Genomic DNA, 17,316 nt, shown 5'->3' with positions numbered 1-17,316 from the left:
GTCCAGATTTAAATCCAATAGAAAATATGTGGTCACGAGTCAAGGCGATTCGAACTAAGTTTAGAGTTAAAGATATTGATAAATTATTTAAAGATTACTGTAATGATTTATTTGGTATTTAGCTATAAAAAGACCTGCAATGCTGCGTCATTATTCACCAAACGATGCATTTTACTTACCCAACGCATCGGCATTGGCAATCCGGATAATGGTGTATGTGCTGTCACATGAGCCAGTGGACTGCCCACGCGGCTCATAAATTTATTTAAAGAGACTTTATCACGCACGGTTTGATTTGAAGTGTCTAGAAAGGTCATACCGACGATGCCTTTGACCTTTTTATTCTTTGCCGCCACGTGATAGGTCAACATACCACCTGCACTGAGCCCATACAAAACGATAGGACGATTATCTTTTTGTCGCTCGGCTTCAATGAGGTCATTGCCTGCTTGAACCCAGTCATCATAGCGAATTTTTGAGCCCTTTTTGACTTGGGTTAGGCCATAACCGGGCATATCAATAGCGATAGTTTCATAGCCACGCTGTGCCAAAGGATGACCCAAAATCATCGACATTTGTCGACCATTTGTTCCTACACCATGAAACAGAATCACCTTCACTTTTGCCTGTGGATTTCGATAAGTATCTAAGTGAACAGTATGACCCTGCCAATTCCACCACTCTTCTTTAGGGCGCTGCGTTTCATCTAAATGGTATTCTTTGGGTAGATAGTGCTGAATGTTCTGCCAACTGTTTTGATCTGCATAACTTGCTAATGGTTGTGTAGCAGGTAGCTGATCATCTGCAAATGCCATGATTGAAAGTAACGATGCAATGCCACTCATCAACCACTTAAATAAGGCACTCAAAATTTCTGATAAGGTGTCTGATTTTGGAGAAGTCATTTTTAGACAAAATATTTTATGTGTAAATGCTGATGCTAATCAGCGGCAGAAACCGATGCCATGTGTATGTGGGACAGTACTATGTCACTTTATCCAATTATCGTTTTCTCTGCAAAGTGCTTCAGAATATATTTGAAGCAGGACTTACATGCTCCTGTAATAATCGACCTTTAAAATCTTTTAACATTCAAGATTTTATCCTTTAGAAATTCATAACCTTATTTCGATTTTTAATATTGGTAACGCATGAGCCAGTCCATACCACAACGAAACCTTGTCATCTTTCTCACCTTTTTAAGATTAGGGTGTATTGCATTTGGTGGACCTGCTGCGCATTTAGTGTTGTTTTTTCAATATTTTGTGAAACAAGAAAAATGGATAACGGAGCATGAATATGCGCATTTGCTTGCCTTGGCTCAAGTCCTTCCAGGCCCAACAAGTAGCCAGCTCGGCATGGCAATTGGATTTCAACTCAACCGCTATCAAGGTGCTTGTTTTGCATGGTTAGGATTTACTTTACCTTCAGCCCTGCTGATGTGTGCCGCGGCCACTTTAAGTATAAAACTCAGTAATCAACTCTCAACTTTATTCTTTCATGTTATTCAGTTAATTGTACTAGCCGTTGTTGCATGGGCATTTTGGCAAATGATGCGAAGCTTCTGTAAAACAAAATTTCAGTATCTAGTCATGCTTTTAGCTGCATTTTTTATTTATTTCTTTCAATTTTCTTTAAATCAAGTTTTGGTGATTTTATGCGCTGCAATTATCGGTTTAGTTTTATCGTCAAATCAATTACACAGCCAAAAGCCAAATATCGCCGAAACATTTCCACCCAAACATGATAATTTTAGCCGGAATGCACATGAAAATACTTGCACCTCTTGGCTATGGCTTCTCGCCTTTATCAGCCCTTTTTTCGTTCTGCCATTCTTCGATATACAACATAGCAATATATTGGCTTTCAGCTTAGAAAGCTTCTACCGCACAGCATCCCTCGTCTTTGGTGGTGGACATATTATTTTGCCATTTTTACATCAGGACTTTGTCTCTACAGGACTGATCAGTAATGAAAATTTTGACTTAGGCTATGCCCTTGCACAACTCATGCCGGGACCTTTGTTTAGTTTCGCCGCCTATCTCGGCACACTTTTACCCATGACCGATGTGCCAATCTTGAATGCCGCACTCGCGACGTTAGCGATATTTTTACCATCATTTTTATTATTGTTTGGCTTATTACCGTTTTGGAATAAATTGATGAAATACCCGATGCTTTTTGGCACCTTAAAAATAATCAATGCGGCTGTCGTTGGTTTATTACTGTGTCTACTATTTCAAATGAGCCAAAAATACATCATTCAATGGACAGACTTTATATTTGTTGCCGTCGTTATTGCTTTACTTCGCAGCAAACTGCCAGTTTGGTTCAGCTTAATAAGCAGTTTTATCGGCTATTACGCTTTTTTAACTTTTCTGCCTTTTTAAACTTAAGCAAAAAAAACTAGAACTCAAGGAGTAAATTAATCCTCATCGATTAAGCTTGCGCCCTTGACCACGGTCTTCCCCTCGACTTGATCTAGTTGATAATGCTGCACATCACTATACTGTTTGATCATTTCAACCAGCTCATTGGAATGTGTGGTCAACCAAAGCTGCGTATAGCGGCTTGCTTCGGCAATCAGCATCGCCAAGGCAGGTAATAAATCGGGATGTAAGCTATTTTCAGGCTCATTCAGTGCCATGAAATTTGGGGGTCTAGGACTCAATAAAGCCACAGCTAAACACAAAAATCGTAACGTCCCATCTGAAAATTCTGCACTTTCTAAAGGTCTTAAAATCCCTTGCTTTTGCATCATCATTTGAAAGCGCCCACCCATTTCCTGCACATAAAATTGGGTCTGCGGAAAGGCTTTTTCTAGTACTTCAAACAAGGTTTCACTGTTGCCCCGCTCACGCAAGGTTTCAAAAGCTGCGGCTAAATTTGTACCATCATGCGCTAAAACTGGCGAACGAATGCCCACCTGTGGGACACGGATCGGTGAATTTCCACTGACTGAAAACTCATGATAAAAGCGCCAGTTTTTCATGGTCTCACGCACTTGTGAAACTTCGGGATATAAGTGTGGATCGGACAATTGTCCAAACACCGACTCTTCAGGTGTTAAAGACATCGGATAAGCAATCCGTTCTTCATCAACATTTTTAAGAAATGCCGCTTGGTTGGTTCTCTCTAACAACTCACTCATTTTTCGACGTTGATAGCCGCTCAACCAAATTCCTTCAACTTTGACCAAAGGATCGAGTGCAAACAAGGTAATGAGCGGTTCAGGAAAACCAATTTCAAGTTGATATTCATAATGCTCCATCTCCACTGCAAGCTTCATGCGCTTAGGATCTTTCGATCGATCACCCGCACGGTGACCACCTGCCCACATGATTTTTTGAATCCCGCCCTCATTTGCAATAGCTTGGGATAATTGGCCATTTGCAGCTTCATGCAGGAGACGTACAGCTTTATATAGATTGGATTTACCACAACCATTCGGACCACTGACAATATTCAGACGCGATAAGGTCAGATTCATATGATGAATAGATCGAAAACCTTGAATGGTCACTGAACGGATCGTCATAAACTACCTAAAATGAGTTGGAAATGCTGATGATTATAAGTGGATTGACTGTATATTTTGCATGCACTTTATTCTACCCATAGAAAACCCGCAAGCCGAAACTTACGGGTCTTTCATTGTACATTCTAAGTTCAATTTAACCTTAGAATAAGCGGTTCATACCGTTCAATGTTGCAACACGGTACGCTTCCGCCATAGTCGGATAGTTGAATGTGGTTTCTACGAAATATTTAATCGTATTGTTCGGGCTGTTCATCACGGCCTGACCGATGTGAATAATTTCCGCAGCATTATTACCGAAGCAATGAACACCTAAAATTTCTAAAGTATCACGATGGAACAAGATTTTAAGCTCGCCCACGGTGTCACCTGTAATTTGCGCACGTGCCAAATGACGGAAAGATGCCTGACCCACTTCATACGGAATTTTTTCTTCCGTTAACTGTTGTTCAGTTTTACCAATCGAAGAAATTTCAGGAATTGTATAAATACCTGTAGGAATATCCGTTACAGGTGCAATTCCTTCTTCACCGCTCATGTTAGAACCAGCACAGCGACCTTGGTCATATGCAGCAGATGCAAGTGAAGGCCAACCGATTACATCACCCGCAGCAAAGATATTCTCTACTTCAGTTTGATATTGATCATTCACAGTTAATTGACCACGGCTGTTTGGTTTGATACCTACATTTTCTAGGCCTAAACCATCGGTATTACCAGAACGGCCGTTACACCACAAAATCGCATCCGCTTTAATTTTCTTACCACTTTGCAAGTGAAGCACCACGTGATCATCATGTGTTTCAAGATGATCAATCTGCTCGTTGTGGCGAATCAGTACACCCTGCTCACGTAAACGATATGACAATGCATCTGAAATTTCATCGTCTAAATAACTGAGTAATTTGTGCTGTGTATTGATCAAATCGACTTTGTGGTCTAGACCAATAAAGATAGAGGCATATTCACAACCAATCACACCTGCACCATAAATGATGATTTTTTGGATTGAATAATCCAGATCCAAAATTTTGTCTGAATCAAATACGCGAGGATGATTAAAGTCTAAAGCAGCTGGACGGTAAGGACGTGAACCTGTAGCAATCACTAATTGCTGGAATACTAAAGTTTCCGTCATACCTTCATTGCTAAAAATCAAAACAGTGTTTTGATCTTGGATATACGCACGGCCGTGGAAAATATCAATTTTATTACGGTCATAAAAACGTGAATGCGTTTCAACTTGTTGTTGAATCACTTTATGCGCATTACGTAACACCTGTTTCATCGTGAACTGTTTCCATTCACCGACTTTTTGGAACATAGGGTCACGTTGGTAACGTAAAATGCTTGAAACGGTCTGACGTAATGCTTTACTTGGAATTGTTCCTACATGGGTACAGTTACCACCAAGCTGTTCACGCATATCTACAATAGCAACTCGCTTACCTGATTTAGCAAGTTTCATTGCAGCGCCTTCACCCGCAGGGCCAGAACCCAGAACTACCGCATCGTATTTCACGAAAGTTCCACTAACGACCTCTTTCTTACGTGGCATTCAACGCTCCTTTACAAATATTCTTTAATCTAGGCTGTATTATGACGTATATCCTAACTTTTTTGGATATTTAGCTCACATATATTATGTGATAACCACATTTATTATATGAATATCGTTTTCCCCCTATTTAAGCTCAAGTCCGCTATAATGATCGAGCTAATTTTTTGAATATCTCCTTGTCAAAAACAGTGGAAAAGTTGAATATGTCTGAGAACCGTAAACCTGTACAGGGTGTAAAACTTCGTGGCGCAGAAAAAGTCGCTCGCATACCTGTGAAGGTCGTGCCAACGGTTGAAACGCCTCGTAAGCCTGACTGGATTCGGGTCAAAATGGCTGCCCCTGATGAAGTTCAACGTATTAAAACAACTTTACGCGCACAAAAATTACATACCGTGTGTGAAGAAGCGGCTTGCCCGAACTTACCTGAATGTTTCGGTGGCGGTACTGCAACCTTTATGATTATGGGCGATATCTGTACTCGTCGTTGCCCATTCTGCGACGTTGCGCATGGTCGTCCCAATGCTCTTGACCCAGATGAACCACGTCACATGGCAGAAACCATTGCCAATCTTGGTTTGAAATATGCCGTAATTACGTCGGTCGACCGTGATGACCTAGTTGATGGCGGCGCACAGCACTTTGTTGACTGTATTAAAGAAGCTCGTGACTTGAGTCCAAAAACACTTTTGGAAATTCTAGTTCCTGACTTCCGTGGTCGTATGGATGTTGCCCTTCGTATTATGACGGAGTGTCCACCTGATGTCTTTAACCACAACATTGAAACCGTGCCACGTTTGTATAAAGCAATGCGTCCGGGTTCTGACTACCAACACTCTTTAAACTTATTAAAAATGTTTAAAGAATACTGCCCAGATGTTCCAACAAAATGTGGTTTGATGGTCGGTATTGGTGAAACTGAAGAAGAAGTGATCGCGTTATTAGACGACTTAAAAGCACACGATGTTGACTATGTCACCATTGGTCAGTACTTACAGCCCTCTAAAGAACATGCACCGATCGATCGTTTCGTTACACCTGAAGAGTTTGATCGTTACACAGCACATGGTCAAAAGCTTGGTTTCAAAAACATTTGGGCTGCACCAATGGTTCGTTCAAGCTACTTTGCTGACCGTCAATACTATGGTGAGCCAGTACCTGCGGTACGTCGTAAAACTGATCCTGCAAAGAAAATTGCAGTTCAAACGATTGAAGCTTAATCACGCAAAGATTTAAAACATCGCAAATTAAAGCCCTCATTGATTGAGGGCTTTTTTTGTGGCTTTCACACACTCAGCCCAATTCGTTTCCCAATATAAGATCTTTCGAAAATAGTGCGTTCCTTAAACGTTATCCAATATATCGAATCATCCAAGTTTACGTAATGTGACATTTTTTTGCCCGATAGGGATTGTATTGTGATTATTTATTAATCAATCTATTGATAACACTTTATTTACGCTTTCATTATATTCGCGCAATTGTCCAATCATACTCACCAGCCGAGTGATGCCATTTTGACAGTCTCATGCACTTTAAAATCAGAAAGACAAAAGATAAGATCATTTTTAAACGCATGTAGGCTGTTTTAAACGCATAACGCTCTGGCCCTTGTCACTGGAGCCATAACAAATGCTATTTATACTCAGTGCAGTACTCTTTATTTTTGCTCTTTGGGCCGTTTTTTTCTTTGAACTTTCACGAGCTGTAGGCGCAATAACACTGATATTTGTTTCAATTGCACTCGCCTTTTTAAGCCCATGGTCATTAATACTTGGCATCCCGCTTATTGCTTTAAGTTTAGTTATGTTGATTGACCCACTGCGGCTCAATCTGCTCACCAAACCTGCCTATAAAACCTTAGCAAATGCGATGCCGAGTATGAGTATTACGGAACGTGAAGCGTTAGATGCAGGAACAAGTTGGTGGGAAAAAGAGCTATTTATGGGCGCGCCTGATTGGAAAAAATTTGAGGCTTATCCCTACCCTCAGCTCAGCGCTGAAGAACAATCCTTCATTGATAATGAAGTCGAACAACTTTGTGCCATGCTCAACGAATGGGATATTCACCATAAACACAAAGACCTCCCACCAGAGGCTTGGCAATTTATTAAAGATAATGGTTTCTTAGGACTGGTGATTCCAAAATCTTACGGGGGCCGTGAATTTAGTTCATTTGCACAAAGCCGTGTCATGAGCAAAATTGCATCCCGATCACTGACTGCCGCAGTCAGTTGTATGGTGCCCAACTCGCTTGGACCCGGGGAATTGCTTCTACACTATGGTACTGAAGCACAAAAAGACCGATATCTCCCAGGCCTTGCCAAAGGTGAAGAAATTCCATGTTTTGGACTCACCAGTCCTGAAGCCGGTTCGGATGCAGGCGCTATTCCAGATACAGGGGTCGTCTGTTATGGCACCTTTGAGGGACAACAAGTGCTCGGCTTAAACATGAATTTCTCTAAACGCTGGATTACCCTTGCACCGATTGCCACTGTCATTGGTCTGGCATTTAAGTTATACGATCCAGATGGCTTATTGGGAGATAAAAATAAAACGGAATATGGCATCACCTGCGCGCTGCTACCGGCGAGTCATGACGGTGTCGTTACAGGTCCACGTCATAATCCAGGCTCACCGTTTATGAATGGGACAGTTGAAGGCAAAGATGTCTTTATCCCCTTAGATTGGATCATTGGTGGGATTGAAAATGCCGGCAAAGGCTGGCGTATGCTAATGGAATGTTTAGCGGTCGGTCGTGGTATTTCACTCCCTGCATTGTCAACGGCAGCTGGAGAAATGGCATATTTAAATGTCGGTGCATTTGCCAAAGTTCGTCAGCAGTTTAAAATTTCTGTAGGTAATTTTGAAGGTGTACAGGAAGCTTCGAGTGATATCGCATCAGATGCTTATATGCTTGAAGCATTTCGCTATTTGGTGACTTGTGGTTTAAACCAAGGCGGCAAACCTGCTGTAATGACTGCAATGGCCAAATACTATGCCACTGAAACCATGCGTAAAGTAGTCAATCATGGCATGGACATCGTCGGTGGACGTGCCGTGCAAATGGGACCTCGTAATTTTTTAGCTTTGAATTATCAGGCCATTCCCGTATCAATTACCGTCGAAGGCGCCAATATTTTAAGTCGCTCTCTGATGATTTTTGGACAAGGCTCCATGCGTTGTCATCCATATTTATTTGAAGAGCTACAATTACTTCAAGCCGAAGATAAAAACACTGCACTCAATACATTCAACGAAATGCTCTTTAAGCACTTGGGCTATACTTTTAACCGAACTGCACGTGCCTTTGCTTATGCGTTCACTGGTGGCCCATCAGACTCACCTGCTTCAGCAGATGAATTTAGTCGCCCCTACTATAAAAAAATTAATCGATTCAGTGCCGATTTCGCGCTGACTGCAGATATGTGTCTTGGCCTTTTAGCCGGCGATATTAAACGTAAAGAAATGCTTTCGGGACGTTTGGCGGACATTCACTCTTATTTATTTATAGCAACGGCTATTCTTAAATATTATGAACAAGGTCAAAGAAGCGAAGCTGAACAATTACATGCGCAACTTGCATTAGATAAAGCTTTGTACAATGTTGAAGAAGCTTTCCACGGCTTATTTAATAACTTCCCAATGCGACTAGCAGCAAGCGTAGTAAAAATCATCTGCTTTCCGTTTGGACGAGTTGTTGCTAAACCGACAGACCGTTTAAAACGTGAAGTTGCCACTCAAATGATGCTAGACAATACTTTCCGCCAAGAACTGAAAAAGCACGTGTATTACAGCACTGCAGCAGATGAAGTTTCTGGTCGTATGGAAAATGCCTTTTTACAATTGTTGAAAATTGAACCGCTGTGGAACCAATTTAAAAAAGCTGAATCTAAAGGCCAATTTAAAGGTTTAACTTTTGAAGCACATATAGCCGATGCAATTGCACAAAAAGTCATTACTGCCTCCGAAGCTGAACAGCTCAGCACTTACAACATTCAACGCTATGACAGTATGCTCACAGATGTTTTCGATATGCAACTCATCCACGAACTTGAGCTATCCAATCCACATTTAACCATTGCACCAGAAGTGAAAAAGCAACAACACACCGATGATGAACCAGAAGCATTTCTGCGATATTAATCAGCTTCTGCATCGCTTTTAAACTTAATTTTACTCAAAATAAAAGCCATTCCACTGTTAAACAATGGGATGGCTTTTTTATACGACCATCAGCCAATGGTATCGCAGAGTCAAAGGTATAGGCTGTACTGCAAAATTACATCACAGAGGGTTTGCTGCATGTCAAAACAAGATTATGAAAATGGCTTAAAAGTTCGTACTGAAGTTATGGGTGAGAGTTTCGTCAAACGTGCGCAAGACAATACCGTGCCATTTACTCAACCTTTGCAAGATTGGATTAATGAGCATGCATGGGGTTCAACTTGGCAGCGTGAAGGCGTTTTACCCCGTAAATATCGCTCACTGATTACTATTGCATTTTTAACAGCACAAAAAAGTCCGACAGAACTCAAAGGTCATGTCCGAGGTGCTTTAAATAACGGGGCGACTGTAGAAGAAATTCAGGAAGTATTACTTCATAGTTTGCCATATTGTGGTGCACCAGCGACTCAAGAAGCCTTTCGTGCGGCGCTTGAAGTCATTAACGACTATCAAAAATCTGAATAAGATACTGCGTTATAAAACAGTTTTAGAAAACTACGCTTAGCGTGGTTTTCTAAAGGGTTTCATCTTGTTTTTAACTTAGGACCTTAAATGCAGTGAATCCCGAATCAAATCCAGTAGACATTAAAATTATAGAAGAATTCATTCACTTCAAATCGAACTTGATATCCCAATTCTGTAAGCTCAGCAGATAAACTTCGAATCTCTTCTAAAGCTAAATGCTTGGGTAAAACCGTAAATACGGCGGTATTCCCCTGTTTGGCATTTTCCTCAATCAGCAAAGCCAAACGTGTCTTATATAAGGCGATATCTAAATTGGCTTGACTGGATAAAACTTTGGCATGTTCAGCGGGTAAAAAGCTCATATTCTTATACGCTTATCTGATTATTATTGCTTATAAATTAAGCCAAATTCAGCAAAGCGTGCAATGCATTTTTGTAATTGATATTTCAATTTCAAAGCGCATTGTTTGGCGCAAACGAAGCTCTTCAAAGCGATGTGCAAAAAAGGAACTCAAAAAAAATCCCTCATGAAGAGGGATTTTCTATGCTAGCGGGGTAATGGAATATATTGCGAGTCACTGTTTTGAGTTTGCGGTTTACGCTCTCCCACTTGTACCGGCAATGTCATCACCTTTCCGTCTCGCTCAATGTCAATTTGCATAGTGCTCAATGGCGCTTGTTGTGCAACGTAGTTGATTAAATGCGAAGTCGAGGTAATTAGCTCATTATTCACTTTCATGATTTTATCACCACGTTTTAAACCTGCTTGTGCTGCAGGTCCATTGCGAATGACATCTGCGACAATCACGCCATTCACCCGTGGATCTAAAATATTTTCTTGTTTAATTGGAAGTAAACTAATACCTAACCAACCACGTACCACTCGCCCATCTTTTAAAATAGCGTTCAGCACTTGTTGGCACACTTTTGCAGGAATGGCAAAACCAATCCCCAAAGAGCCACCTGACTGCGAGAAGATCGCGGTATTTACACCAATTAAGTTCCCTGCAACATCAATTAAAGCACCACCAGAGTTGCCGGGGTTGATCGCAGCATCTGTTTGAATAAAGTCTTCGTAAGTGTTGATTCCCAAATCTGAACGACCTGTAGCTGAGATAATCCCTTGCGTAACCGTCTGACCCACGCCAAAAGGGTTACCAATCGCTAGGACGACATCACCGACTTCATTGCCACTTAGCTTAAATGGCAAAACCGGTAATTGACTCATTTCAATCTTAATCACAGCTAGGTCTGTATCTGGGTCTGTACCCACAACTTTCGCTTCAGCACGACGACCATCATGTAAAGCCACAACGATCTGATCGGCCTGCGCAATCACATGGTTATTCGTCAAAATATAGCCATCTGGACGAACAATCACACCAGAACCTAAACTATTTTCGTTTTGATTGGTTTGATCTGGAAGTTGATTACCAAAAAACTCACGGTAAACCGGATCATTTAATAAAGGATGATCCAATTGTTTCACTTTTTGCGTAGTGAAAATATTGACAACCGCTGGAGCCGCAACTTTTACCGCAGCACTATACGAAACTACACCGCCTGTACGCGACGTATCAATGAGGGGCTCAACCTTTTCTGCAGGCATTTTGACCCCATCTGGGGCAATGGGTGCTTTAGGTTTTTGAACCTGTTGCCATGTAAAGAAACCGATGATCACAAGTATTAATAATACCCAAGGTAACCATGTAAAGGTCCGACGCACGTCTATATCCTCTAAATTTTATAATTCATTGATGGCTAAATAATTTATATCGTATTGTAATGTAATATTTTCAACAAACTTAAAAATAAACACAGAGATTTGTGATTCTTTAGTTACAATTTAAACAATCGTAAATTTTGATGCATCTTTTTGAGATTTTGGACAGTATATGGCTCAGTTAAGTGAAATTATTCAATGGTGTGATAGCACACTCAAAGCACATGAATTTAAGGACTATGCTCCCAACGGCTTGCAAATTGAAGGCTCAGCAGAAGTGCATAAAATTTTATGTGCAGTTACCGCGTCACAAACAGCGATTGAAGCCGCGATAGCAGCAAAAGCTGATTTGCTATTGGTACACCATGGTTATTTTTGGAAAGGTGAAGCTTACCCAATCACAGGTATGCGTGGCAAACGAATCAAAAGCCTGATCAAAAACGATATTTCACTCGTTGGTTATCACTTACCTTTAGATAGTCACCCTACTTTAGGTAATAATGCAGCGATAGCAGATTTGCTCGAATTAGAGAATATTGAAGCCTTAGATCCTACTGAGCGCAATCCTATTGGCAATGTTGGTTATTTAAAACAAGCCATGACTCCAGCGGCGTTTAAAGAGTTCGTTTCTGAAAGATTAGGATTTGATGCCATTCACCTGGCGGCAGATAAACCCTCTATTCAAAAAATTGGTTTTTGTACGGGTGGCGCACAGGACTTTATTGGCAAGGCGGCTGCATTAGATTGTGATGCGTACATTTCAGGTGAAGTGAGTGAACGCACTTTTTATGAGGCTGAAGAATTAAACGTGCATTATTATGCATGTGGACATCATGCAACCGAGCGTTATGGTGTACAACGACTTGCGAAAGCTATTTCAGAACAGTTCAATATTGAGTATAGTTATTTCGAATTAAATAACCCGATTTAATTTAAATCGTCCTGGTCTTTGGCTCAGTCCTTATACGTATATTTTCAGGCTTTATTCTGTATTGTTATTTATAAGCAATGCGCATTTTACTGCAAGAATCTATTACAATAACGGCACTTAATGTCAAAACCCAGCAAAATGCAAGGAATTGAAAACATGACAACGATTACTTTACCAGCGTTACCTTACGGTTACGAAGATCTTGCTCCTCATATCAGCAAAGAAACTTTAGAATACCATCACGACAAACACCACAATACTTATGTGGTTAACCTAAACAAAGCAATTGAAGGTACTGACCTTGCTGGCAAAACTTTAGAAGAAATCATCACTGCTGTTAAAGGCGATGCTTCTAAAGCTGGTATCTTCAACAATGCAGCTCAAGTATGGAACCACACATTCTACTGGAACTGTATGGCTAAAAACGGTGGCGGTAAAGCTACTGGCGCTTTAGCAGCTAAAATCGACGAAGCTTTTGGTTCTTACGAAAAATTCGCTGAAGAATTTGCAAATGCTGCTGCAACTCAGTTCGGTTCAGGTTGGGCTTGGTTAGTTGCTGACGAAGTAAACGGCAACCTTTCTATCCTTAAAACTTCAAATGCTGACACTCCACTTGCTCACGGTAAAGTTGCTGTGTTGACTATCGACGTTTGGGAACACGCTTACTACATCGATTTCCGTAACGCTCGTCCTAAATACATCTCTACTTTCTTAGAAAGCCTAGTGAACTGGGACTATGCAAACGCTAAATATGCAGGTCAAGCTGCTGGCGTTGAAAAATAAGTTTTAAAACTTATTCAAAAGTCAAAAAAATCACCCTTTTAGGGTGATTTTTTATGCTTTAAATATCATACTGCCACAACAAACAATACTACACAAAAGAATGAATCAAGAGCCATTACTAATCATAAAAGCAAAATATACCAAAATATTAGTGATGTTTATCTTTATCACTATAATCCAGTATGTGAGTTACTCTTATGTTCAAGAATCTATTAAATATAGCTTTAATTCAGCACTAATATTGACTGGATTATCAATTATGGAATTCGTCTTAATTTTACTTATCATCAAAAATGGACTGCCACAAATTAGATTTTTCGAAAGTCATTGTATAATTCAACTTTATATAATGAAAATTCAGTTTAACTATGATCAAATAGAAAGCATATCCATTAACAACACAAAAAGTCACTATAAACTATTACCTGTCGGTAATGAATATTTATTAAGGATTGTATTCAAACACAATCAAAATCTTTTTAATCTACTCCAAAACACCATTAAACCTGTTATGTCTTTTTCTAAATTTCATTTAGACACCTTCGCAAACCATCAAATTTTAGAAATATATTTATTATTCCAAATTATAATTCCTTTAGATCAAGAGAAACGTATAACTACGCTTAAAAATTTAAATCTACAAAATTTGACGATAAAGCAAATCAGCAACCTAGATGATATAAAAAACTTCAAAAATAACCGCTATTTAAGAAAAAATTTCTAGACTTGAACAATAAAAAAACATTCAAATGGTCATTTCATCAAATCTGCTTGACCACTTTAAAATTCATCCCTAAAATGCGCATCAGATTCTCCAATAGCTCAGTCGGTAGAGCGACGGACTGTTAATCCGCAGGTCCCTGGTTCGAGCCCAGGTTGGAGAGCCATCTATTCTTCCATAGCTCAGTCGGTAGAGCGACGGACTGTTAATCCGCAGGTCCCTGGTTCGAGCCCAGGTGGAAGAGCCAGATTCTAAAAAGCCCACTCATTGCGAAGTGGGTTTTTTATCGCCAACTATTTAACAAAGCATACCTACTTTTTTGTTTTTGCTATCCTAAAAAGTATCCGTATATGTACCAAGTTGTCTGATTCGGCTATTTTTAAAACACTTAATTTGATTTTTAAGTATTTTATTTAAATCAGGCTTGACCACCCTCCCATACATCTTTAGAATCCACTTCAGATTCTCCAATAGCTCAGTCGGTAGAGCGACGGACTGTTAATCCGCAGGTCCCTGGTTCGAGCCCAGGTTGGAGAGCCAAATTCTAAAAGCCCACGCATTATGTCGTGGGCTTTTTTTATGCTCTGACTTTTGTTTTAAGATAAGTATAACTTGCTCTATGACCTAAGCTATTCACTTAGCTCTCCGACCACATTAGAAAGAATAGTCAGAGCTTAAGTTTTAAAAACGCTTTATATTAAAGGTGTTTATATTTAATACATTCAGCCTAAATTTCCTTATTTTTTGCAATTCTGACTTGACCTCACTGCATTTGCCCCATAGAATGCGTGCAGATTCTCCAATAGCTCAGTCGGTAGAGCGACGGACTGTTAATCCGCAGGTCCCTGGTTCGAGCCCAGGTTGGAGAGCCAAATTCTAAAAAGCCCACGCATCATGACGTGGGCTTTTTTCATATATGTAGTTTATTCCGTGCCAGATCTAAGTCAGTTCATATTTTTTATTATTGGTTGCTTGGCAACTTTTGCCCTTGTCTGCTTAGTCTTTCCGAGACTGTTTAGAAGCAAACAAAAGTTTTTCCCACGTCGTGTAATCACTGCCTTTGAAAGTAAGATGTTTCATCGTTTAAATGAAGCATTTCCGGACTACCACATTTTAGCACAAGTGGCGTTTAGCGCACTGATCACCACTCAAAATTACAAAATCAGAAATAGATTTAATCGAAAAGTCACTGATTTTGTCATACTTGACCAAACTTACGATGTGCTTGTAATTATCGAACTGGATGACCCCAGTCATATAGGCAAAGAGCAAGAAGATGCTGAACGTGATGCAATGCTTGAAGAAGCTGGCTACCGTGTAATCCGCTACACCAGTATTCCAACAGTTCACACGCTCAGGCATGATGTAAATAAATAGTTGTAAAATACGTAAATCAAAATCAAACATTGAGTGAATGCGCATTGCATTCACATCCACAATGTAAGCTGAATTTTATTGAGCATTTGACTCTTGAACAGCCAGCACTTCTGATACTGCTTGGTCAGCCTCAGCAGCCAAAGCCGCATCTTGAGCTTCTTTTTCTTTAATACGCTCAATCATTTCAGCTTGTTGTTGCTTATACTTTTCTTGGTTTTTAGCATCACTATTGACTGCAAGAAAAGCCATACTGACCAAAAATATAGGAATCAATAGCCCAAGTGCCATCAAAATGATCATCTTTTTGGTATTGGGTTTTGGCTTAACTTCAGACATAACGATTCTTTCATTTACATAAATAATTCGACGCCCAATATAGCAAAAAACAAAATTCGCTCAAGCCTTCATATCATTCTTTGCTCGAACTAACGATGCCCCTCATTTTCACGGATTGAATGATTAACAATCCAATATTCAATAAAAAAAGGAGACATGCTCCTTTTTTATTATTTAAAAACTTAGCTTGAAGCAGCTATACCCGTACAATGTGGACTTTGGCTCGCATCTTTTTGCTCATTGGTTAAATCGATACCTGTACCTGCGGACATTTTAGCTTGAATAAATTCGACCGCTTGCGCATTTCTACAGATAATCGCCTGTGTATGACTTGCATTTGGCACAACGTCTAATTGATAACCTTCAGCATAATTTGCCTCTGGGAAATACTTCGTCGCTTGCGTTTTCATATTTTCAAATAAAGCTTGAGTCACAGGAGGTAATACAGCTTTATCTTCTTCACCTTGAATAATATAAACAGGGGCTTTAATTACTTTGGCAGCAGTTGCATTTGTCGCTGGCTGATTATCATTTAAAAATTTCTGAACAACGGGATCGGTATCGATTTTATTCAAATCAATTCCGTACTGTGAAACCGTATGCGTTGGATCTTTTAAGAATTCAATCACAGCTGCTTTAAACTGTTCTTGCAAACCATTTGCGCCATTTGGATCGGCATAACTTAAACATGCACCGTCATCCCCTGTACGCCCATAGGCTTTTTCTGCAATAACACCGGCATCAGCAGTAAAAATATTTTTTAAATCATAATTTGGCTCATAGGCTTTAATACCTGAACTGGTCAATGCAGCATATGCCAAAAGCTCAGCATAGCCATCTGCAATTTGATCAATTAACGCTTGTGCTTGAACCTCCGAAAGCTGCCCCATACTAAGTGCATAACGCACTTGTGCCAACTGTTCATCCAATCTATTCAATCCATGGGCTTTAGGTTGACCATTTGCATCAACATTTAGTTTTGGATCTAAATAGATCTTAATAATCGTGCCTAAACTCGACGCAGGTGCGGCTGCTACTGCACCTTTATAATTAGTATCGGTATTCGCAAATTCCGCCGTCCCTAAGGATGCATGACCACCTTGCGATTGACCAATCGACATCCACTGACCATTGAGTTGCTTACCATAATGTTCTTTTGCCGCTTTAACTGCAGTAAGCGCCGAATTTGCCGCACTCGATAAATTAAGGTATGGATGAACTCCCTTGGTTCCTAAACCCTCATAGTCTGGTGCCACAATTACATAACCTGCCGCCATAAGCGTGTTAGCTAGAATTTTAAAGCGTGGATGAATTACATTTTTACTTGGCGCACATTCATCTCCAGCTCCGACTGTTCCATGCTCCCATACCACAACACGATAACCATCTTTAGGTTGAGTAGCTTTTGGAAACAACACTAAAGCCGTTGCTGTTGCTGCTTTCCCCTGCACATTGGTCATGTTATACGTCATGACTTTTATGGACGATGTATTGTCTACAGTATCTAAAGCATAATTTGCTTCAGACACAAATGTTGATTTTTGATTCGAAGATGATGAGTCATTATCATCGTCATTACACGCGGTTAAAGACAGCATAGAAACTGCAACTGTCAAAGCTAATGCTATTTTTGAACGTTTCATAAAATATCCTTTTT

General features: G+C 40.1%; 13 protein-coding genes, 4 tRNA genes and 1 pseudogene. 11 read left to right on the top strand and 7 right to left on the bottom strand.

The annotated features are described in order from the left end of the window. Positions 1-125: 125 nt before the first annotated feature. Positions 126-815: pseudogene (locus FTU65_RS04465) on the bottom strand (alpha/beta hydrolase); the annotation flags it as partial. Positions 816-1,151: 336 nt separating this feature from the next. On the opposite strand from FTU65_RS04465, the gene chrA reads away from it, so the two are divergent. Beyond that, entirely contained in the window at positions 1,152-2,390 is a 1,239-nt protein-coding gene (gene chrA / locus FTU65_RS04460; RefSeq protein WP_180022622.1) for a chromate efflux transporter, read from the top strand. Positions 2,391-2,425: 35 nt separating this feature from the next. Here chrA and FTU65_RS04455 read toward each other — a convergent pair whose 3' ends face one another. Together FTU65_RS04455 and sthA are read right to left on the bottom strand one after the other, a co-directional pair. Next, the gene (locus tag FTU65_RS04455; protein WP_111885530.1) at positions 2,426-3,538 is read right to left on the bottom strand and encodes an AAA family ATPase; all 1,113 of its coding nucleotides are present in this window, start codon (positions 3,536-3,538) and stop codon (positions 2,426-2,428) included. Positions 3,539-3,680: 142 nt separating this feature from the next. After that, complete coding sequence (gene sthA / locus FTU65_RS04450) at positions 3,681-5,096, bottom strand: Si-specific NAD(P)(+) transhydrogenase (RefSeq protein ID WP_078190237.1); 1,416 nt, start codon at positions 5,094-5,096, stop codon at positions 3,681-3,683. Between the two features lie 206 nt (positions 5,097-5,302). Between sthA and lipA the strand changes: the two genes are divergently transcribed. From lipA to FTU65_RS04435, 3 genes are all read left to right on the top strand, one after another. Then, positions 5,303-6,316, top strand: coding sequence for a lipoyl synthase (gene lipA, locus FTU65_RS04445; RefSeq protein ID WP_180004941.1), 1,014 nt, complete (start codon positions 5,303-5,305; stop codon positions 6,314-6,316). A gap of 412 nt (positions 6,317-6,728) precedes the next feature. Next, on the top strand, positions 6,729-9,242 hold the full coding sequence (locus FTU65_RS04440) for an acyl-CoA dehydrogenase (RefSeq protein ID WP_180064992.1): 2,514 nt from the start codon (positions 6,729-6,731) through the stop codon (positions 9,240-9,242). A gap of 159 nt (positions 9,243-9,401) precedes the next feature. Then, positions 9,402-9,788, top strand: a complete 387-nt coding sequence (locus tag FTU65_RS04435) for a carboxymuconolactone decarboxylase family protein (RefSeq protein ID WP_180010435.1) — start codon at positions 9,402-9,404, stop codon at positions 9,786-9,788. 104 nt (positions 9,789-9,892) lie between these two features. Here FTU65_RS04435 and FTU65_RS04430 read toward each other — a convergent pair whose 3' ends face one another. Both FTU65_RS04430 and FTU65_RS04425 read right to left on the bottom strand, forming a co-directional pair. Then, complete coding sequence (locus FTU65_RS04430; RefSeq protein WP_078191893.1) at positions 9,893-10,150, bottom strand: hypothetical protein; 258 nt, start codon at positions 10,148-10,150, stop codon at positions 9,893-9,895. Positions 10,151-10,335: 185 nt separating this feature from the next. Next, positions 10,336-11,514 (bottom strand): S1C family serine protease, encoded by a 1,179-nt coding sequence (locus tag FTU65_RS04425; protein WP_180064993.1) that lies wholly within the window; start codon positions 11,512-11,514, stop codon positions 10,336-10,338. Positions 11,515-11,683: 169 nt separating this feature from the next. Between FTU65_RS04425 and FTU65_RS04420 the strand changes: the two genes are divergently transcribed. The 7 genes from FTU65_RS04420 (at position 11,684) to FTU65_RS04390 (ending at position 15,323) form a co-directional block, all read left to right on the top strand. Further along, on the top strand, positions 11,684-12,442 hold the full coding sequence (locus FTU65_RS04420; protein WP_180064994.1) for a Nif3-like dinuclear metal center hexameric protein: 759 nt from the start codon (positions 11,684-11,686) through the stop codon (positions 12,440-12,442). 156 nt (positions 12,443-12,598) lie between these two features. Further along, complete coding sequence (locus tag FTU65_RS04415) at positions 12,599-13,225, top strand: superoxide dismutase (protein ID WP_078192384.1); 627 nt, start codon at positions 12,599-12,601, stop codon at positions 13,223-13,225. Positions 13,226-14,036: 811 nt separating this feature from the next. Beyond that, positions 14,037-14,112 (top strand) — tRNA-Asn (locus FTU65_RS04410). Positions 14,113-14,117: 5 nt separating this feature from the next. Continuing rightward, a tRNA-Asn gene (locus tag FTU65_RS04405) sits at positions 14,118-14,193 on the top strand. Between the two features lie 217 nt (positions 14,194-14,410). Then, positions 14,411-14,486: transfer RNA gene (locus tag FTU65_RS04400), tRNA-Asn, on the top strand. 256 nt (positions 14,487-14,742) lie between these two features. Further along, positions 14,743-14,818, top strand: a tRNA-Asn gene (locus FTU65_RS04395). Positions 14,819-14,840: 22 nt separating this feature from the next. Then, positions 14,841-15,323, top strand: a complete 483-nt coding sequence (locus FTU65_RS04390) for a DUF2726 domain-containing protein (RefSeq protein ID WP_218949648.1) — start codon at positions 14,841-14,843, stop codon at positions 15,321-15,323. A 75-nt stretch (positions 15,324-15,398) separates the two neighbouring features. Here FTU65_RS04390 and FTU65_RS04385 read toward each other — a convergent pair whose 3' ends face one another. Then, complete coding sequence (locus FTU65_RS04385) at positions 15,399-15,659, bottom strand: hypothetical protein (RefSeq protein ID WP_180064996.1); 261 nt, start codon at positions 15,657-15,659, stop codon at positions 15,399-15,401. A gap of 182 nt (positions 15,660-15,841) precedes the next feature. Next, positions 15,842-17,302 carry an alpha/beta hydrolase gene (locus FTU65_RS04380; protein WP_180064997.1) on the bottom strand — a complete coding sequence of 487 codons (1,461 nt, stop codon included), beginning with the start codon at positions 17,300-17,302 and terminating at the stop codon, positions 15,842-15,844. Positions 17,303-17,316: the final 14 nt, after the last annotated feature.

The organism is Acinetobacter sp. YH12129, from assembly GCF_013418685.1.
Lineage (GTDB): Bacteria > Pseudomonadota > Gammaproteobacteria > Pseudomonadales > Moraxellaceae > Acinetobacter > Acinetobacter amyesii.
Note: the sequence above shows the minus strand (reverse complement) of the source record. Positions and strands in the feature narration are given on the sequence as shown.